The sequence below is a fragment of the Antarctobacter heliothermus genome (assembly GCF_900188425.1).
GTDB classification, from domain to species: Bacteria; Pseudomonadota; Alphaproteobacteria; order Rhodobacterales; family Rhodobacteraceae; genus Antarctobacter; species Antarctobacter heliothermus.
The window spans coordinates 71,668-91,150 of record NZ_FZON01000007.1 but is presented as its reverse complement, the minus strand read 5'-3'; the positions used below and the strand labels follow the sequence as shown (position 1 = coordinate 91,150).

Sequence of the window (19,483 nt, the reverse complement as noted above, 5' to 3'; positions counted from 1 at the left end):
AGACATTGTTTCGGCTTGTCAGCCCCCTGCTCTACGCCCCCCCTTGCCGGATCGCCGCGTCTGGCATATGAATTTGATCAAATTTCAAACATACGAGTCTCAAATGACCGCCCCCAGCGCCGACTGGCTGCACGACCGCCCGCAAATCCGCACCATCCGAGCCGCCGCCTGTGACGTGAACGGCGTCCCCCGTGGCAAGCGGATGCCCATTCCCAGCGCGATCAAGGTGCTGACCGATGGCACCCGTTTTCCCTTTTCGGCGCTGAACGTCGACATCTGGGGCGAGGACATCGAGGACAGCCCGCTGGTCTTTGACAGCGGCGATCAGGATGCCATCCTGTACCCGACAGAGCGCGGCTTTGTCCCGATGCCGTGGCTGGGCGCGCCCAGTGCGCTGCTGCCGATCTGGATGTTCCACGAGGATGGCCGCCCCTATGGCGGCGACCCGCGCCATGCACTGTCCGCAGTTCAGCAACGCTTTGCCGAGCACGGGCTGACGCCCGTGGTTGCGGTGGAGCTGGAATTCTACCTGATCGACGACAGCGCGCGACGCCTGCAGGTGCCGGTGTCGCCGCGCACCGGCAAGAGGCGCAACGCCGCCGAGGTGCTGTCGATCCGGGCGCTGGACACCTTTGACGTGTTTTTCACCGACCTCTACGAGGCCTGTGAACTGATGGACATTCCCGCCGGCACGCTGATCTCCGAGGCGGGTCTGGGCCAGTTCGAGGTCAACCTGATGCATCAGGCCGACCCGCTGAAGGCGGCGGATGACGCCTGGCTGTTCAAGATGCTGGTCAAGGGACTGGCGCGCAAACACGGCTTTGCCGCCAGTTTCATGGCAAAACCCTATGACGACTATTCCGGCAACGGGATGCACGCGCATTTTTCCGTGTTGGACAAGGACGGCAAGAACATCTTTGACAACGGCGGCCCCGAGGGGACAGAGGCGCTGTTGCACGCCATTGGTGGCTGTATCGCGGCGCTGGCCGACAGTGCGCTGATCTATGCGCCGCATCTGAACAGCTATGAGCGGATCGTGCCCGGATCACACGCGCCGTCAGCGATCTGCTGGGCCTATGACAACCGCACCGCAGCGGTGCGCGTGCCATCGGGGCCGCCAGCGGCGCGGCGGATCGAACATCGCGTGGCGGGGGGCGACGTGAACCCCTATCTGGCGCTGGCGGCCATCCTTGGCGCGGCGCTGATGGGGATTGAGGACAAGATCACCCCGCCAGAGCGCATCACCGGCAACGCCTACGATCAGGACCTGCCGCATATTCCGCGCGATTGGGGCGGGGCTATCGACGCCTTTGACGCCAGCCCCTATATGCCGCGCATCTTCCCCAAGGAGCTGATCCGCAATCTGGTGCTGACCAAGCGGCAGGAAATGCGCGACATGGATGAGCTGACCAAGTCGGAACAGACGGAAATCTATCTGGACACGGTGTAACCTTGGGACGCCGACACCAGACGCGCAGACATAGGTGAGACATGAAGATCGGTATTCTTCAGACCGGGATCGTGGTGCCGGAACTGGCCGAAACCTATGGCCAGTACCCGGAAATGTTCATCGACCGGCTGGCCCACGCGGGTTTCGAGTTTGAAACATGGTCGGTGGTGAACGGCGAGTTCCCGCCGGGACCAGAGGCGGCGGACGGCTGGCTGATCACCGGATCGCGCCACGGCATCTATGAGGATCACGACTGGTTGCCGCCGCTGGAGGCGTTGATCCGGCAGATCGTGGCGGCGGGCAAACCGCTGGTCGGCATCTGTTTTGGCCATCAGGTGATCGCGCAGGCCCTGGGCGGCAAGGTTGGCAAATTCCCCGGCGGCTGGTCGATCGGGCCGCAGGTCTATGACTTTGCCGGGCGCGGGCCCAGGACCGTGATGGCCTGGCATCAGGATCAGGTCTTTACCCCGCCCGAGGGTGCGCAGACCGTGGCGCGCAGCGATTTCTGCCCCCATGCGGCGCTGCTGTATCCCGGTCAGGCCTACACGGTGCAGCCGCATCCCGAGTTCAAGCCCGATTTCACCAAGGGTCTGATTGAAAAACGCGGCCCCGGCGTGGTGCCGGAGCCGCTGCTGGCGCAGGCGGTGGCCGAGATCGAGACACCGCTGGACAGCGCCGAGATGATCGACGACCTGATACACTTCCTGAAACACAAGCGGCTGCCAGAGCGCGCCGCCTGACACGCAAAGGACATTCCGTGGACAAACCTGCCAAACCTGCCGCGAAAGACTGGACCGACAACCTGCCCGAAGCCGCCCACGCCTACCTGGAGGGGCGGCGTCTGGACGAGGTCGAGTGCATTGTCTCGGACCTGCCGGGGATCGCGCGGGGCAAGGCCGTGCCCGCGTCGAAATTTGCCCGGCAGGAGTATTTCCACCTGCCCGATTCGATCTTTTTCCAGACCATCACCGGCGACTGGGGCGAGGCGGCGTCAGAAGAGGGGTTCATCGAGCGCGACATGATCCTGCGCCCGGACATGAGCACCGGCACGGCGGCGCCCTGGACCGGGGACTGGACCCTGCAGGTGATCCACGACGCCTATGACCGGCACGGGACGCCGGTGCCCTTCAGCCCGCGCAACGTGCTGAAACGGGTGGTGGCGCTGTATGAGGCCCAAGGGTGGAAGCCGGTTGTCGCCCCGGAGATGGAGTTCTTCCTGATCGCGCGCAATCTGGACCCGGCCAAGGATATCGAACCGATGGTGGGCCGCTCTGGCCGCCCGGCGGCTGCGCGTCAGGCCTATTCGATGACGGCGGTGGACGAATTCGGCCCGGTGATCGACGACATCTATGATTTCGCCGAGGCGCAAGGCTTTGAGATTGACGGCATCACGCAGGAGGGCGGCGCCGGGCAGCTGGAGATCAACCTGCGGCACGGCGATCCGGTCAAGCTGGCGGATGAGGTGTTTTTCTTCAAGCGGCTGATCCGCGAGGCGGCGCTGCGCCACGATTGTTTCGCCACCTTCATGGCCAAGCCGATCGCCGATGAGCCGGGCAGCGCGATGCACATCCACCATTCGGTGCTGGACAAGGCGACCGGGCAAAACCTGTTCTCCGGCCCGCAAGGGGGCGAGACAGATGCGTTTTTCCACTTTATCGGCGGGTTGCAGACGCATCTGCCCTCGGCCATCGCGGTCATGGCGCCTTATGTGAACAGCTATCGCCGTTATGTGAAGGACCACGCCGCGCCGATCAATCTGGAGTGGGGACGCGACAACCGCACCACCGGCATCCGCATCCCACTGTCCGGCGCAGAAGCCCGACGCGTCGAAAACCGGCTGGCGGGCATGGATTGCAACCCCTATCTGGGCATCGCCGCCTCGCTGGCCTGCGGCTACCTGGGCCTGATGGAGGAACGCAGGCCCTCCAAGCAGTTCAAGGGCGATGCCTATGAGGGTGAGGGCGATATCCCCCGCGTTCTGGGGCAGGCGTTGGACATCTTTGCCGAGGCCAAGGCGCTGCACGAGGTTCTGGGGCCAGAGTTCGCGCGGGTCTATGCCATCGTGAAACGCGCCGAATACGATGAGTTCCTGCAGGTGATCTCTCCGTGGGAGCGTGAGCACCTGCTGCTGAACGTGTAATCGCGGAGCGGACCCTTGAACCTGTTATTCAGCAACGACCAGCGCGGCGCATATCCCGACAGCTGGTATGCGGCCGTCACGCCGCCCCTGCCGCCGTTCCCGGTGCAAAAGGGCGACATGCGCGCCGATGTCTGCGTGGTGGGCGGCGGCTATACCGGCCTGTCGGCAGCACTGCATCTGGCAGAGGCCGGGCTGGACGTGGTGCTGGTCGAGGCGCATCGCGTGGGCTTTGGCGCGTCAGGGCGCAACGGCGGGCAGCTGGGCTCTGGCCAGCGGCAGGATCAGGTCACGCTGGAAAAGATGGTCGGGCAGGATGCGGCCCGCGCCATGTGGGATCTGGGGGAGGACGCCAAGGCGCTGGTGCGCGATCTGGTGGCGCGTCACGGCATCGACTGTGATCTGCGCGAGGGGATCGCATGGGCCGGGTCGTCGGCCGGGTCGGTGCGCGGTCTGCACGACTATGCCGCCCATATGGGGCGGGTCTATGACTATCCGGTGGAGGCACTGAGCCCGCAAGACTTCGCCGCGCTCTGCCCCTCACCACTGTACCGGGGCGGGATTGTCGACCGGGGCGCAGGGCATCTGAACCCGCTGAAACTGGCCAAGGGGCTGGCACAGGCGGCACAGGCCGCAGGCGTGCAGATCTATGAGCGCAGCCTTGTGCTGGATGTGTCCGAGGGGGCCGAGGTCACGGTCAAGACCGAGTCCGGGCGGATCACGGCGGATCACGTCGTGCTGGCCTGCAACGGCTACCTGGGCCGATTGAACCGGCGTGTGGCCGCCCGCGTCATGCCGATCAACAACTTTGTCGTCGCCACCGAACCGCTGGGCGCGCGCGCCGCCACGGTGCTGACGCAGGACGTGGCCGTCTCCGACGACCGCTTTGTGGTCAACTACTTTCGCCTGTCGCCGGACAACCGCCTGCTGTTCGGCGGCGGCGAAAGCTATGGCTACCGCTTTCCATCCGACATCCGCGCCACCGTCCACAAACCGATGGCAGAGGTGTTTCCCGCGCTGCGCGACGTGGCGATCGACTATGCATGGGGCGGCACGCTGGCGATCACGCTGAAACGCCTGCCGCATCTGGAACGGGTGGCCCCCAATGTCCTCAGCGCCTCGGGCTATTCCGGGCACGGGGTCGGCAACGCGGTGCAGGCGGGCAAACTGATGGCCGAGGCGATCCGCGGGCAGTCCGCCGGGTTCGATGCCTTTGCCGCCCTGCCCGCTCCGGTCTTTCCCGGCGGCCCCCATCTGCGCGCGCCGCTGCTGACGCTGGGGATGACATGGTACGCGATGCGCGACCGACTGGGCATCTGACCCCCCTCAGCACGATCCCCCTATTTTTCCCGAACCTGCGCCGCGGTGTCCGCGCGCAATAGCGGTGCCCGCGCGGCTGTATTTCGCTGTCAGGTCGCCGGAGTCGCATTTGGGCTTCCCCGGCGCGCACTTCTGATTTACATTTTTGAAAACCCAAATTCAGGATTTCGAAAACATGCTTCCGAACATGCACGACGCCGACCCAATCCCGGCCGAGGCCCGCATTGAGATCGACCGCCTTTTGCAGTCCGGCGACCTGTTCCGCTACACCGCCCCCCAAGATGCCCCCGTTGCCCTGCTGGAACGGGAATTTTCCGCCTTCATGGGGGCAAAATACGCGCTGGCGGTGTCCAGCTGCTCTGCCGCGCTGTTCCTGTCGCTGGAGGCGCTGAACCTGCCCAAAGGCGGGCGGGTGATGATCCCCGGGTTCACCTTTGCCGCCGTGCCCTCCTCGGTCATTCACGCCGGGCTGGTGCCGGTGCTTTGCGAGGTCGGGGAAAACTACCGCATCGACATGGCGGATTTCGCCGCCCGCCTGCCGCAGGTCGACGCCGTCATCGTCAGCCACATGCGCGGCCATACCTCGGACATGGACGCTATCCTGACCCTCTGCGCCAAGGCCGGTATTCCGGTGATCGAGGATGCGGCGCACAGCCTTGGCACCACATGGCACGGGCGCAAGATCGGCACCCTTGGTCGGGTCGGCTGTTTCAGCTTCCAAAGCTACAAACTGGTCAATGCGGGCGAAGGTGGCATTCTGGTCACCGACGACGCCGATCTGGTGGCGCGCGCCGTGATCCTGTCGGGCGCTTATGAACACGCCTGGACCAAACACCTGTCCCCCGGCGACAACACCGCCGAACTGGAACAGGCCTTTGCCCGCTGGCAGAACAAACTGCCGCTCTACAACCTGCGCATGTCCAACCTGTCAGCAGCGGTGATCCGGCCGCAGATCCCGCACATCGACCAACGGGTGGCCAGTGGCCGCCGCAATCATGACCAGGTCGCCGCCATCCTCTCGCAAAGCCCATGGATCGAGGTGCCCGCAAAACTGCCCCCGGAAGAGCGCGCACCGGATTCGCTGCAATTCAACCTGACCGGCCTGTCGGACGCAGAGGTGCGCGCCTTTGTGGCCGCCGCCGAGGCCGAAGGCGTCAAGGTGCAGGTCTTTGGCCTGAGCCGCGACAACGCGCGCGCCTATTGGAACTGGCAGTTCCTGCCCGAGATGCCGGATCTGCCGCGCACACGCGCCATGCTGATGCGCGCCTGCGACACCCGGCTGCCAGCGCGCCTGACCAGCGCGGACTGCGATGCCGTGGCCGCGATCCTGATGCGCGCCGCAGAACAGGCCGCAACACCGACACGCGCCTACGGGACATAAATCCCGCGCCACCGGCTGCCGCGCCGTCCGGCAGCCAATGGCAAACCGTGACACCCATCCCGCAACACAAACGCACCACTTGCGTTTCTTCTGTCCAAAAATATCCCGGGGGGTGAGGCCAAAGGCCGAGGGGGCAGCGCCCCCTCTTGCAACGCTCAGCACACAACACCCAGCACTTGGCGCTCAGCTCACATCAGACCGATTGAGACGGTCAGGCCCCCAAACAGGGGACCGTCACTTGTCCAGCTTGGACAACTGGCTTTGCAGTTCGGTCAACTGCCGCTTGATCGATTCAAGGTCTTCCTTGCCTTGCGACGCAGGCGTCTTGCCCTCCGCATCGGCAGCCGCCCCGGACATCGCCTTCATAAAGGCCTCTTGCTGGGCCTGCATCGCCTCCAGGCTCTTGGCCATCGGGTTCATCGAGTTGACGTTTTCCAACCATTTCGACTGGCTGTCGCGGAACATCTCGAAACTGGCGGCCAGAAACTGCGGCACGGCGCTGGTGGCATGGGTGGTATAGCTGCGCACCAGGTCGGTCAGCACGTTGATCGGCAGGACACTTTGGCCCTTGCTCTCGTTCTCGGCCACGATTTGCAGCAGATACTGCCGGGTCAGGTCATCGCCTGACTTCAGGTCGATGATCTTGACCTCGCGTCCGTCGCGGACAAACCCGGCAATGTCCTCAAGTGTGACATAGTCGGAGGTTTCCGTATTATAGAGCCGCCGGCTGGCGTAGCGCTTGATCAGAAGCGGTTTTTCACTCTCGGCCACAGGCTCCCCTCCCTTGCCAATGATGCATTGCAGCAATCCTATGCGAGCGCAGAACAAAAGGAAAGTCCAGCAGTGTCCATCGTGAAGATGGCTGCCATGCGCTCAGAACAGGCTGCCCTGTTCGGGCGGCTTGGCCCTGGCCGGTTTGCGGGATGAAGAACCGCCGCCAAGTTTCAGCCTGCCATCGGCAAATTCGATTTCCAGGCCAGTGGCGTTCTCCGCAGCCCCCTTGGTGGTCACCACATGGCCATCGCCGCGCACCACCGCATAGCCGCGCCGCAGCGTCTCGCGGTAGCCCAGCGTCTCGTGCAGACGGGTCAGCGCGTCCAGACGGCTGCGCAGATCGGTCTGACGCGCCTCCTGCCCATCCGCCAGACGGCGGGTCAGATCGGCCAGCCGGGCCTTTTGCACCTCGATCTCACGCAGGATCGGGCGCGCGCTCAGCCGGTCGGCGCGGTGTCCCAAGGCCTCGCGCCGCGCCTGCACCAGACGGTCCAGCGCCGGCGTCAGCCGCGCCGCCCTCTCGGACAGGCGACGCTGTTCGACGGCCATCGCGCGGGTCAGGACGGCGGGGCGCAGGCTGCCTGCGATTTCCGACAGCGCCAGCTTGCGACGGTCGACACTGCGCGTCAGCGCCTGCGGCAGCCGTTCGCCCATGACATCCAGCCGCTGGCGCGGCCCGTCCAGCAGCTCATCCACACGCGGCAAGGCGCGCGACAGGTCGCGCAACCGCTGGCCGCGCACCTCCAGCCGTTGCACCATGGCGCGGTCCATCCGCAGGCCGAAATCGCGCACCGCGCCGATCAACTCCATCCGCACCGGCACCGCCAGTTCCGCCGCTGCCGTGGGCGTGGGCGCGCGCCTGTCGGACACAAAATCGATCAGGGTGGTGTCGGTCTCATGCCCCACCGCAGAGATCAGCGGAATATCAGACGCCGCCGCCGCCCGCGCGACCACCTCTTCGTTGAAGCCCCACAGATCCTCGACAGAGCCACCGCCACGCGCGACAATCAACAAATCCGGACGCGGCAGCGCACCACCGCGCGACAGGGCGTTGAACCCCTCAATAGCGCGCGCCACCTGCGGCGCGCAGCCCGCGCCCTGCACCGCCACCGGCCAGATCAGCACCTTGCGCGGAAACCGCTCGCGCAGCCGGTGCAGGATGTCGCGGATCACCGCCCCGGTGGGCGAGGTCACAACGCCGATGATCTCTGGCAGATAGGGCAGCGGCCGCTTGCGGTCGGCCGCAAACAACCCCTCGGCCTGCAACATCGCCTTGCGCTTTTCCAGCATCGCCATCAGCGCGCCCGCCCCGGCGGGGCGGATCTCTTCGATGACGATCTGGTACTTGGACTGGCCGGGGAAGGTGGTCAGTCGCCCGGTGGCGATCACCTCCATCCCCTCTTCGGGCATGGTTTGCTGACGCGCGGCGACGCCTTTCCACATGATCCCGGCGATCACCGAACGGTCGTCCTTGAGGTCAAGGTACACATGCCCGGACCGGGGACGGGTGACGCGCCCGACCTCTCCACGCACTCGGACAAAGCCGAATTCCCCCTCGATCACCCGTTTGACCGCGCCCGAAAGCTCGGACACGGAAAATTCGGGCACATTGCCGGTGCTGTCGTCTTCGATCAGGTCTGACATGGATCGAGTTAGCCCAATCGCCGCGCCGGGTGCAATGGCCCTGCCCCGGTTTCCCCAATCTGCCGACTAGACCTTGGGGATGTGCCACTGGTCATAGCCTATGACCGAGATCAGCCCCGCCGCCAGCGGTACGAGGCACGCGATCAGAAAGGCCGGGGTGTCGGGCTTGGCCACGGTCACGATGATCCCGCCCAGCAATCCCAGCAGGAACGCCCAGCGCAACACGCCGGTGACGATGCGCCGTCTTTGCGACGGCGCAATGCGCGGATGCGGATCCTCGCCATAGGTCGCGCGGTAGCGGGCGAGGCCAGCTTCATAGGCAGGGTCGCGCAGCGGCAGGCGGCGCGGGGGCCCCAGACTGACATGTGTGCCCAGCCGGTCATCCAGCGCGGCCGGGGTCTGCGCCTCTCGGCTGTAGATCGCGTGAAGGTTGGCCAAGGAGGCCGAGACCGTCAGCGTTCCCTCCGGCGTGTCGGCCGCCAGCGCGAGGAACCGGCGGTATGCCTGCATCATCGCCACCGTGCGTTTGCGGCAGCCGCCGACGTCGCTGTCCTCGTTGGACCGGCGTTGAATCGCCTGTTGCAGCAACAGATCGTTCGACAAGGGGAAATGGAAATCGCCAAGAGCGTTCAGGCTGTCGCGGACGGTCAAACTTGCTCCTGCGGTGCGGTTTGGGTATGCGTTCCGCCGATCCTAGCGGAAGGGAATCCCGGCGTGAATATCCTAATCCTCGGCGGCGGCGGCCGCGAACACAGCCTCGCATGGGCCACCCTGCAAAACCCCAAGTGCGACAAGCTGATCGTGGCGCCGGGCAACGCGGGCATCGAACAGATCGCCGAATGCGCCCGGCTGGACATCGAAGACCCGGGTGCCGTGACCGAATTCGCCGGCGAACACGCCATCGACCTGGTGATCATCGGCCCCGAGGCCCCTCTGGCGGCAGGTGTGGCCGACCGCCTGCGCGAGGCGGGCATTCTAGTCTTTGGCCCCTCTGCGGCGGCGGCCCAGCTGGAGGCCTCCAAGAAGTTCACCAAGGAGATCTGCGATGCCGCCGACGCGCCGCAGGCCGGTTGGGTCGCCTTCAACGGCGCCTCGGGCGCGCACCACTATATCGAGGCCGTCGGTGCGCCCATCGTGGTCAAGGCAGACGGGCTGGCCGCGGGCAAGGGCGTGGTTGTGGCGATGGATGAGGCCACCGCCAAGGCCGCGGTCGATGAGATGTTCGGCGGTGCCTTTGGCGAGGCCGGGGCCGAGATCGTGATCGAGGATTTCATGACCGGCGAAGAGGCGTCTTTCTTTGTGCTGGTCGATGGCGAAACCTGCCTGCCCATCGGCACCGCGCAGGATCACAAGCGCATCGGTGAGGGCGATACCGGCCCCAACACCGGCGGCATGGGGGCCTATTCCCCCGCCCCGGTGGTGACCCCCGAGGTCACGCAAAAGGCGCTGGACCAGATCGTGCGCCCCACCATGGCCGAGATGGTCAAGCGCGGGATGCCCTATCAGGGCGTGCTGTATGTGGGCCTGATGATCGAGGACGGGGAACCCCGGCTGGTGGAATTCAACGCGCGCTTTGGCGACCCGGAATGTCAGGTGCTGATGCTGCGTCTGGGCGCGCAGGCGCTGGACCTGATGCATGCCTGCGCCGAGGGGCGGCTGGCAGAGGCGCAGGTCACCTGGGCCGACGACCACGCCATGACCGTCGTGCTGGCCGCCGACGGCTATCCGGGTGCCTATGACAAGGGCACGGTGATCGGCGGGTTGGACGCCCTGCCCGAGGACAGTTTCCAGATGATGTTCCACGCAGGCACCAAGGCCGAAGGCGGCAAGGTTATGGCCAATGGCGGACGGGTGCTGAACGCCACCGCGCGCGGCGCCACCCTGCAAGAGGCGCGTGACCGGGCCTATGCCATGGTCGATGCCGTGGACTGGCCGCAGGGGGTGTTCCGCCGCGACATCGGCTGGCGCGCCCTTGACTGAGGACTTCACGTTCCGGCTGGCCCCGATCGGGAAAACCGTCACCTGGCGTCTGGAGGGTGATCTGTTGACCGGCCCGCAAGGCACCTGTGACCTGACCGGGATCGAAACGGCGAATTTTGTCGACACGACGGTCCAGCTGATACGGATGCGGCGGCTTGACCTCAGGGGGGCCTCGGGGCTGTGCCGCATTTCGGTCAACACCCGCCTCGGCCTGCCCCCGGACGATCCGAACCGCGCCGCCCACCGCGCCCTGTGTCGCCGGGTGTCCGAACACCTGTCCAGCCGCGCCCCGGACCTGCCGGTGAAAATCGGCGAGGCCGGCGCAATACGGGCGCTGTGGTTTGGCATCGGAGTCCTGTCGCTGGTCATGGGTCTGGGGATCGGCATTGCGGCGCTGGCCACTGGCGTCAGTTCCGACCGGTTGCTCGGCATGATTGTCCCTGTGACCCTGCTGGCGCTGTTCGGCGCTGTACTGATGCATCGCCATGCGCTGTGGCGCACACCGTTGGAGATCCCGGTGTCGGCGCTGCCCGCCATTGTCGATCTGCTCGACCTGCCAAAAGCCCCTGACCAGCGCGTTTGACATTTCACCCGCCCGCGACGCCCGCTAGGGTCGCGCCATGAGCACCTCTGACCACGACAAGCCGCTGCTGGGCATCACCCTGATGCTGGGCTTTTGCCTGCTGGCACCCTTTGGCGATTCCCTGGCCAAGCTGTTGGGCCCGGAGATGGCGGTGGGTCAGCTGGTCACCCTGCGGTTTGCCTTTCAGGCGCTGATCCTTGTGCCTCTGACACTGGCCACCCGGCGGGTCTGGCGGATGAGCCGCGTCGAATTCGGCTTTGTCGTGTTGCGGACCCTGCTGCACATCGCGGGCATTTCGCTGATGTTCAGCGCGCTGCTCTACCTGCCGCTGGCCGACGCGGTGGCCATCGCCTTTGTGATGCCCTTTATCATGTTGCTGCTGGGCTACTGGTTTCTGGGCGAAGAGGTGGGCGTCCGACGGTTCACCGCCTGCGCGGTAGGCTTTGCCGGGACGCTGCTGGTGGTGCAGCCCGCCTTTACCGACATCGGCTGGCCCGCGCTGTTGCCGCTGGGGGTGGCGCTGGTGTTTTCGCTGTTCATGCTGGTGACGCGGCGCATTGCCGGGACAACCGACCCGATCGGGATGCAGGCGGTCTCGGCGCTGATTGCGCTGGCCTTGCTTGTGCCGGTGATGGCGTTGACGCCTGCGGGGCTGTTGCCAGAGCTGGACTGGGTCGCCCCGAACGCGCGCGGCTGGACCCTGATCGTGATGATGGGCACCGCCGGAACCTTTGCGCATCTGCTGATGACATGGTCGCTGCGCTATGCGCCCGCCTCGACGCTGGCCCCGATGCAGTACCTGGAGATCCCCTTTGCCACCGCCGTGGGCTTTGCCATCTTTGGTGACCTGCCCGGCGCACTGGCCACGGTGGGCATTGCCATCACCATCGGCGCGGGCCTGTACATCGTTATCCGAGAGCGGGCCATGTTTCGGGCGCGTCCGCCAGCCCCGCAAGCAATGCACTCAGGCACGCCACCGGCAGGATAAGCAGCATAGCAGGCCCGTCCATGTGCAGCCGCACCGGGCCGTCGACCGTGTTGGAGGTGCCGATGGTGCCTGCGGGCGTGAACGCCAACCCGTCGATGGGCCAGTGCAGGCCGTTCGACCGGCCTGTGACCGGCGCCATCGGATACAGCGAGAACCGCGTGCCCCCCGGCAGGTCCAGCGACAGGTGCGGCGGGCAGACCATCACGACATCCTCTGCCCCGATCAGCAGGCAGCGCCGGTCGGGGTGTTTGACAAGCACGGTCATCGCGGCAAGCTGATGGTCCAGCCTGTGACCCAGAAACCCGTAGCCAAAGACCAGAGGCGCCTCGATGTGGCGCAGGCATTTGTCGAAATCGGTGCTGTTCTGTTCCGGGATCGCGCGCAGCACGCCGTCGTCCAGCTGCGCCTGCACCTCTGGCGCCAGCGAATCCATGTCGCCGTAAACGGCGTCGGGCATCCGCCCCAGCGCCAGCACCTGCGCCGCGCCGCCGTCGGCGGCCACTACCTGCCCCGCTGCGGGCAGGGCCGCCGCCAGAACCTGCTGGTCGACCTCTCCGCCACCGACCAGCAACACCGGCGCATCGTCGTGAACAATTTTAACTTTCATGGCCGATTAATGACGGTTTGGGAAACAGATCACAATCCGGTCATGAAATGATACCGTTGACGGCACAGATTCGAACAGCTTTCGTCTCGGTCAACGTGGTAAACACACTGTTGCAGAACGAATGAAAGTGAGCAGACCATGGTGAGTTCGAGCAAGATCCTGACCGTGTCCTATGGCACCTTCTCCTGTACCGCCGAAGGATTTGACGATCCAATGGAAGTGGTCAAGGAGACGACGCATTTCTTTCGCGGCGTTGTGGGCGAGGATCGGTTTTTCGGCGCGGAACCACCGCAATTCGATCCTGAACTGGCCACCGAATACCTGCGTGACCGGATGGCCGACACCGGCGGCACCCTGTCGCTGGGCAGCCCGCCACGGGTGATGGCCGCCGCGGCCTCTGCCGGGGCCATGGCCGCCGCGATGAGCAGACCCGCAAGCCATGCGGATGAACTGCTGCCCGATGATGACACCATCGAGGCCACCGCCGTTCTGGCAGAGACTTTGGCGCCGGACGCCGCCGACCTCGACCATGAGGCCGTGCTGGACGACCTGGTGCCCGACGGACCGGAGGCGGCGCCTGCTCCGCACGCCTCCGCTCCGGACGGAATCGCCGCCAAGCTGGACCGCATCCGCGCCGTTGTCGCGCAGATCTCCGACACCGACGCCGAAGATGACGCGCCGGATATGTCAGCGCGGGTCGAGAACACGCTCACCGATGCGGCCGAGGTCAAGGAACCGCTGTTCGATGAGACGCCCGAAGAGATGTCGCTGATCGAAGAGACACCGGAAGACGAGGTTCCCGTCGAAGAGGCCCGCATCGACGAGCCCCTTGTCGAAGAAACCCGCGACGACGCGCTCGAATCGCTGCTGGACGAACTGGTGGTCGAGAGCGGCGATGCCGAGTCTACTGACCTTGGCGACGATCTGGACCGCGAAGACGACGACTACGAAGACGACGACAATGACAGCGTGCTCGACGCCGCCGTGGCCAGCCTGATGGCCACCGACGACGACAAGGACGAGAACGATGCGCCCGCAGACGCACTGCCGCTTGCTGCCGCAGTATCCGCCGTCGCAGCGCTCGCCACCGGCCAGACCCGTGACGACGACGATGTCGGTTACGATGATGACGACGCGTTTGAACCGGAAACCGCCGCGCGCGACAGTGCCGAGATCGACCAAGACGACCACGACGACACCGACACGATCGAAGCCGTCGAAGCGGCCCTTGGCCGAAGCTGGTCTGCCGAAGAAGGGCCGTTGACGCCCCGGTCCGCCCCAAAGGCCGAGGCGGCTGAACCGCCCGAACCCGCCACACAGGCCGCCCCCCTGCGCGCCCGCGTGGTCAAGGTCAAGCGCGCCGCCTTTGAACAGGCGATCGACGACGGCATGTTGGAAGAAGTGCCCGAAGTCGCGCCAGAACAGCTGTCGCCGCCGCCGGTGGCAACGTCGGACATCAGCAGCCTGTCACCCGATGAAGAAGAGGAACTGGCCCGCGAACTCGCCGCCGTAAAGGCCGAACTCGCCAGCGATTTCGGCGCGTGGGACGACGACGATACCGCGCCGGACCCGACCTTTGCCTCGACCATGCCGGGCATGGAGGATGCCGCCCCGGACGACACCGACGACACCGCTGTGTCCGGTCATGCCGCGCCGCTGCGGCTGGACAATCCTATCGCCGCGCCCCAGGCGCCTGCCGATGCGGACCCGGACAGCGACATGCAAAGCAGCGCTCGCAAGGCCGTCAAACTGGCCAGCCCGGCCCGCGCCCTGCTGACCGAACATGAGGTCGAGGACGGCGACACCTCGCGCCTGATGGACCAGACCGACAGCGCGATGGACGAACCCGAAGGCAACCGCCGCCGCAGCGCCATTGCGCATCTGCGCGCCGCTGTCGCCGCGACCAAGGCCGACCGCCTGCTGGGCCAAAAGGCCGACGCCGCCGACGAACAGGAACCCTACCGCGAGGATCTGGCCAGCGTGGTGCGTCCGCGCCGCCCGCAAAGCGTGACCCGCCCCACCGAACGCCCCGAAACCCATGTTCCGACGCCGCTGAAACTGGTGGCCGAACAGCGGGTCGTGGCCACCGAGGACAGCGGACCCGACGCCGGGCCGGTCCGTCCCCGCCGCGTCCGCCGCACCGACCCGGTCCCGCAAACCGCCACCGAGGAGTCAGGCTTTGCCGCCTTCGCCGCGGATGTGGGGGTCAAGGGCCTGCCGGAACTGCTGGAGGCCGCCGCCGCCTACATGTCCTATGTCGAGGGCCGCGACCAGTTCTCGCGCCCGCAGTTGATGACCACCCTGCGGCAGGCCGAAGTATCCGACAGCTCGCGGGAGGACCGTTTGCGCAGCTTTGGACAGCTGTTGCGTGAGGGCAAGATCCGCAAGACATCCGGCGGGCGTTTCACCGCCGCCGAGACCATCAGCTTCAAGCCCGCCGCCACCGGCTGAGCCTGTGACAGCGCACCAAAAAGCCCCCCGCGACCGATGTCGCGGGGGGCTTTTTCTTGTCCAAGTACGACAGGGATCAGTCCCTGGCGTCCGGGTCGGGCTGGCCAACGCCCTTGAAGATCGGTTTGAGCGGAAAAATCCACGCAACGCCAAAGAATACATAAACCACCAGTTCCACCAACAGCGGCAATTCCCACAGGTTCATTCGGCTCAGGATGCCCCAGGCCAGAACGATATACAGCGGGAATCCCACCAGCAGCACAAACAGAGACCACCGCTTGCGCGCCTTGTAGCTGAGTGCCATGTTCTTGCTCCTCTCGACCGCACGGCGGGACAAACCCTCGCCCTTGCCTGCGGATTTAGTCCTCGAAGGGGTCGGTGACCAGAATCGTGTCGTCGCGTTCCGGCGAGGTCGACAACAGTGCCACCGGACAGCCGATCAGTTCCTCGACCCGGCGGACGTATTTGATCGCCGCCGCCGGCAGATCGGCCCAGCTGCGCGCGCCCTCTGTCGACTCGGCCCAGCCGTCCATTTCCTCGTAGATCGGCACACAGCGCGCCTGCTGTTCGGACGCAAACGGCAGATAGTCCAGTCGCGTGCCGTCCAGATCGTAGCCGACGCAGATCTTGAGCGTCTCGAACCCGTCCAGCACGTCCAGCTTGGTCAAGGAGATGCCGTTGACGCCCGAGGTGGCGCAGGTCTGGCGCACCAGCACAGCGTCGAACCAGCCGCAGCGCCGCTTGCGCCCGGTGGTGGTGCCAAACTCATGCCCGCGTTCGCCCAGCCGCTGGCCGTCGGCGTCCAGCAGTTCGGTCGGGAACGGCCCCTCACCGACGCGGGTGGTGTAGGCCTTGACGATGCCCAGCACAAAATCAATCGCCCCCGGCCCGATCCCGGTGCCGGTCGCCGCCTGTCCCGCGATCACGTTTGACGAGGTGACAAAAGGATAGGTGCCAAAGTCGATGTCCAGCAGCGCGCCCTGCGCGCCCTCGAACAGAATGCGGTCCCCGGCGCGGCGCTTTTCGTTCAGGATCTTCCAGACCGGCCCGGCGTATTCCAGAATTTTCGGAGCGATCTCACGCAGTTGCGCGATCAGTGCGGCGCGGTCGACCGGGGCGATCCCCAGTCCCCGGCGCAGCGGATCGTGGTGTTGCAAGGCGCGGTCCACCCGCGCCTCCAGCGTGGCATCATCGGCCAGATCCGCGACGCGGATCGCCCGGCGACCCACCTTGTCCTCATAGGCGGGGCCGATGCCGCGCCCGGTGGTGCCGATCTTGGTGCCCTTGCTGGCGGCCTCTTCGCGCGCGCGGTCCAGCTCGCCGTGGATCGGCAGGATCAGCGGCGTGTTTTCCGCGATCATCAGCGTTTCGGGCGTGATTTCAACGCCCTGCGCACGCACGGTTTCGATTTCCTGCATCAGGTGCCAGGGGTCCAGCACAACACCATTGCCGATCACCGACAGCTTGCCCCGGCGCACAACGCCGGACGGCAGCGCGTGCAGCTTGTAGACCTTGCCATCGACGACAAGGGTATGACCCGCATTGTGACCGCCCTGAAAGCGGCAGATCACATCCGCCCGGCTGGACAGCCAGTCGACGATCTTGCCCTTGCCCTCATCACCCCACTGCGCGCCCACGACGACCACATTTGCCATGGTTTTCCCCTTTACCGGCGTTGCAAACCCGCGTGTGTATACGCGCGCAATCCCGCCTGCGAAACCGCAAAAACGCCGCAAGAGGCTGGACAGGGGCGGCTTGTCAGGGCAGCAAGGCACCAAACCCCGGGAGGCCACCAAAATGAGTTTCTTTCTGCGCTGGCTCTTTGCCTTTGTGCTGCTGGCAGCGACGTTCAATCCGACGCAATGGAACTATGTCCGCTGGGCGTCGGCCAATTTCGACACGCAAATGCCGGTTGTCGTGCTGCTCGGCCTTGTGCTGCTGATCGGCTACATCATCTATCTGCGCGCCACGCTGCGGTCGATCGGCCTGTTCGGCATGGCGCTGATCCTGGCGCTGGTGGCAGCGATTCTCTGGGTGCTGATCTTTTACGGCGTGGTCGATCTCAGCAATCCAAAGCTTGCCACTTGGGTCGGAATTTTCGCGCTCTCGCTGGTTCTGGGGGTCGGCCTCAGCTGGTCGATCATCCGGCGCAAGCTGTCGGGTCAGGTCGATATGGACGACGTCGAGGAATAGCGCCTCAGCAGCTGCGCCCCAGCACCATTACCCAGTTGTCACCCGCGCCGCGCACCAGCGCAAATTCCGAGGCGCTATCGCTGAGCATGTTGCGGCGGTGCCCCGGCGAATTCGCCCAGGCCACCATGACCTCTGACAGAGAGCGTTGGCCGCGGGCGATGTTTTCCGAGACATAGCAGGCGCTGTAGCCTGCCCGCTGCACCCGCACCAGCGGATCGCTGCCATCCGATCCGCGATGATCAAAGATCCCGCTGCGCGCCATGTCGCGCGCATGGCTCTGCGCCGCCTTTTCAAGTTGCGGATTGGTCGACACCGGGCCCAGCCCGTTTTCGGCGCGGAAGGCGTTCAGCGCCTGCCGCGCGCTGGCGGGACTGAGCGGAGCAGCGGGTGCAGCCACGGGGCTGGCCTGCGCCCGGCTGATCTGTGAACGCGGGAAAGGCTGCCACCCGCCCCGGTCCTGCGTGCGCCACCCGCCGCAGGACGCAAGAAGGGCGCAAAGCGCCACCATTGAAACCAGCCGCATCATGTCCATGTTCTCCCCCGCCAGACTGGCCCGCCGGACGGCCAGACCAGACCGTCAGACCAGACCGTCAGACCAGACCGTCAGACCTGTTCGGACAACCGCCGTGCCAGCCTGTTCTGCGTGGCAATGGCACGCTCCAGATCGAAGCTGACGATTTGCCCGTCCTCGACCACCGTGCGGCCCTCAACCAGAAGATATCGCACCCGCTGCGGTCCGGCCAGAAGCAGGGCCGCCGGGTCCCAGCTACCGGCGCTTTCCGGCCCATTCATGTCCCACAGTGCCAGATCCGCCCGCTTGCCCACCGCGATCTGACCGCAATCGTCGCGGCCCAGCACCTCGGCCCCCCCGCGTGTCGCAATCCACAGCGCCTCACGCGCGCTCATGGCGTCGGCCCCGCGTGTGACCCGCTGCAACAGCATGGCCTGCCGCGCCTCGGCCACAAGGTTGCCGATATCATTGCTGGCCGATCCATCGACGCCAAGCCCGACCTTCACGCCTGCGTCCCGCATCGCCCGAACCGGCGCTATTCCACTGCCCAGACGGCAGTTGGAACAGGGGCAATGGGCCACGCCGGTCCGTGTGCGGGCAAACAGGTCAATCTCCTGCGCGTCCAGTTTGACGCAATGGGCGTGCCAGACGTCCGTCCCGGTCCATCCCAGATCCTCGGCGTATTGACCGGGGCGACAGCCGAACTGCGCCAGAGAATAGGCGATATCCTCATCGTTTTCCGCCAGATGGGTGTGCAGCATCACCCCCTTGTCGCGCGCCAGTAGCGCGGCGTCGCGCATCAGATCGCGGCTGACGGAGAACGGGGAACAGGGCGCGACGCCCACGCGCACCATGGCCCCCGGTCGCGGGTCGTGGTGCGCGTCGATCAACCGGATGCAATCCTCCAGAATCGCGGCCTCATGCTCGACCAAACTGTCGGGCGGCAGGCCCCCGGCGCTTTCGCCGATGCTCATGGCGCCGCGGGTCGGATGAAACCGCAGCCCCACCTCTGCCGCCGCCGCGATGGTATCGTCCAGCCGCGCGCCATTGGGATAGAGGTACAGGTGATCCGAGGCCAGCGTACAGCCCGACAGCGCCAGTTCCGCCAGCCCCACCTGCGCTGAGACAAACATCTCTTCGGGGCCAAAGCGCGCCCAGATCGGATACAGCGTCTTGAGCCAGCCAAACAACAGCGCATCCTGCCCGCCGGGCACCGCGCGGGTCAGCGTTTGGTACAGATGGTGATGCGTGTTCACCAATCCGGGCGTGACCAGACAGGTGCCCGCGTCGATCACCGTGCCGTCGCTGGTCAGACCCGCGCCGATCTCTGCGATCACGCCACCCCGCAGGCGCAGATCGACGCCCGTCAGTTCGGACCGCGCGTCATCCATGCACAGGACGGTGCGCGCATTACGGATGAGAATTTCGGTATGTGCCATATCAGCCTCTCACAAAACCCCGTTT

18 protein-coding genes are annotated in these 19,483 nt (G+C 65.7%); 10 read left to right on the top strand and 8 right to left on the bottom strand.

Annotated elements, in window-relative coordinates; all coding sequences use genetic code 11:
• Positions 1–103 precede the first annotated feature (103 nt).
• From CHB90_RS05830 to CHB90_RS05810, 5 genes are all read left to right on the top strand, one after another.
• On the top strand, positions 104–1,450 hold the full coding sequence (locus CHB90_RS05830) for a glutamine synthetase family protein (protein WP_089276953.1): 1,347 nt from the start codon (positions 104–106) through the stop codon (positions 1,448–1,450).
• A gap of 41 nt (positions 1,451–1,491) precedes the next feature.
• Complete coding sequence (locus tag CHB90_RS05825) at positions 1,492–2,190, top strand: type 1 glutamine amidotransferase (RefSeq protein ID WP_089276915.1); 699 nt, start codon at positions 1,492–1,494, stop codon at positions 2,188–2,190.
• A 17-nt stretch (positions 2,191–2,207) separates the two neighbouring features.
• Positions 2,208–3,590, top strand: a complete 1,383-nt coding sequence (locus CHB90_RS05820) for a glutamine synthetase family protein (protein WP_089276914.1) — start codon at positions 2,208–2,210, stop codon at positions 3,588–3,590.
• Positions 3,591–3,605: 15 nt separating this feature from the next.
• Positions 3,606–4,907 carry an NAD(P)/FAD-dependent oxidoreductase gene (locus CHB90_RS05815; protein WP_089276913.1) on the top strand — a complete coding sequence of 434 codons (1,302 nt, stop codon included), beginning with the start codon at positions 3,606–3,608 and terminating at the stop codon, positions 4,905–4,907.
• Between the two features lie 175 nt (positions 4,908–5,082).
• Complete coding sequence (locus CHB90_RS05810) at positions 5,083–6,288, top strand: DegT/DnrJ/EryC1/StrS family aminotransferase (RefSeq protein WP_089276912.1); 1,206 nt, start codon at positions 5,083–5,085, stop codon at positions 6,286–6,288.
• Between the two features lie 234 nt (positions 6,289–6,522).
• Here CHB90_RS05810 and phaR read toward each other — a convergent pair whose 3' ends face one another.
• The 3 genes from phaR to CHB90_RS05795 form a co-directional block, all read right to left on the bottom strand.
• Positions 6,523–7,059 (bottom strand): polyhydroxyalkanoate synthesis repressor PhaR, encoded by a 537-nt coding sequence (gene phaR, locus CHB90_RS05805; RefSeq protein ID WP_089276911.1) that lies wholly within the window; start codon positions 7,057–7,059, stop codon positions 6,523–6,525.
• 102 nt (positions 7,060–7,161) lie between these two features.
• Complete coding sequence (xseA, locus tag CHB90_RS05800) at positions 7,162–8,706, bottom strand: exodeoxyribonuclease VII large subunit (protein ID WP_089276910.1); 1,545 nt, start codon at positions 8,704–8,706, stop codon at positions 7,162–7,164.
• A gap of 66 nt (positions 8,707–8,772) precedes the next feature.
• Entirely contained in the window at positions 8,773–9,357 is a 585-nt protein-coding gene (locus CHB90_RS05795; RefSeq protein WP_089276909.1) for a hypothetical protein, read from the bottom strand.
• 63 nt (positions 9,358–9,420) lie between these two features.
• On the opposite strand from CHB90_RS05795, the gene purD reads away from it, so the two are divergent.
• The 3 genes from purD to CHB90_RS05780 are packed head-to-tail and all read left to right on the top strand — an operon-like array spanning position 9,421 to position 12,257.
• On the top strand, positions 9,421–10,686 hold the full coding sequence (gene purD, locus CHB90_RS05790) for a phosphoribosylamine--glycine ligase (protein WP_089276908.1): 1,266 nt from the start codon (positions 9,421–9,423) through the stop codon (positions 10,684–10,686).
• The gene (locus tag CHB90_RS05785) at positions 10,679–11,269 is read left to right on the top strand and encodes a hypothetical protein (protein ID WP_089276907.1); all 591 of its coding nucleotides are present in this window, start codon (positions 10,679–10,681) and stop codon (positions 11,267–11,269) included. Before purD ends, CHB90_RS05785 begins: the two co-directional genes overlap by 8 nt.
• Before the next feature lie 37 nt (positions 11,270–11,306).
• The gene (locus CHB90_RS05780; RefSeq protein WP_089276906.1) at positions 11,307–12,257 is read left to right on the top strand and encodes a DMT family transporter; all 951 of its coding nucleotides are present in this window, start codon (positions 11,307–11,309) and stop codon (positions 12,255–12,257) included.
• Here CHB90_RS05780 and CHB90_RS05775 read toward each other — a convergent pair.
• A complete protein-coding gene (locus CHB90_RS05775) occupies positions 12,178–12,864 on the bottom strand; it encodes a thiamine diphosphokinase (RefSeq protein ID WP_089276905.1) in 687 nt (228 codons plus the stop codon). The two genes, CHB90_RS05780 and CHB90_RS05775, sit on opposite strands and share 80 nt — an antisense overlap.
• 138 nt (positions 12,865–13,002) lie before the next feature.
• Between CHB90_RS05775 and CHB90_RS05770 the strand changes: the two genes are divergently transcribed.
• A complete protein-coding gene (locus tag CHB90_RS05770; protein ID WP_089276904.1) occupies positions 13,003–15,315 on the top strand; it encodes a hypothetical protein in 2,313 nt (770 codons plus the stop codon).
• Between the two features lie 76 nt (positions 15,316–15,391).
• Here the strand turns inward: CHB90_RS05770 and CHB90_RS05765 are convergent, their stop codons facing one another.
• Both CHB90_RS05765 and CHB90_RS05760 read right to left on the bottom strand, forming a co-directional pair.
• The gene (locus CHB90_RS05765; RefSeq protein ID WP_089276903.1) at positions 15,392–15,619 is read right to left on the bottom strand and encodes a DUF2842 domain-containing protein; all 228 of its coding nucleotides are present in this window, start codon (positions 15,617–15,619) and stop codon (positions 15,392–15,394) included.
• A 55-nt stretch (positions 15,620–15,674) separates the two neighbouring features.
• Positions 15,675–16,970, bottom strand: coding sequence for an adenylosuccinate synthase (locus CHB90_RS05760; protein ID WP_089276902.1), 1,296 nt, complete (start codon positions 16,968–16,970; stop codon positions 15,675–15,677).
• A 142-nt stretch (positions 16,971–17,112) separates the two neighbouring features.
• On the opposite strand from CHB90_RS05760, the gene CHB90_RS05755 reads away from it, so the two are divergent.
• The gene (locus tag CHB90_RS05755; protein ID WP_089276952.1) at positions 17,113–17,508 is read left to right on the top strand and encodes a DUF6524 family protein; all 396 of its coding nucleotides are present in this window, start codon (positions 17,113–17,115) and stop codon (positions 17,506–17,508) included.
• A gap of 4 nt (positions 17,509–17,512) precedes the next feature.
• Here CHB90_RS05755 and CHB90_RS05750 read toward each other — a convergent pair whose 3' ends face one another.
• Both CHB90_RS05750 and CHB90_RS05745 read right to left on the bottom strand, forming a co-directional pair.
• The gene (locus CHB90_RS05750; RefSeq protein WP_245823176.1) at positions 17,513–18,034 is read right to left on the bottom strand and encodes a CAP domain-containing protein; all 522 of its coding nucleotides are present in this window, start codon (positions 18,032–18,034) and stop codon (positions 17,513–17,515) included.
• A gap of 77 nt (positions 18,035–18,111) precedes the next feature.
• Positions 18,112–19,458: an 8-oxoguanine deaminase gene (locus CHB90_RS05745; RefSeq protein WP_089276901.1), complete on the bottom strand. Its 1,347-nt coding sequence runs from the start codon at positions 19,456–19,458 to the stop codon at positions 18,112–18,114.
• Positions 19,459–19,483: the final 25 nt, after the last annotated feature.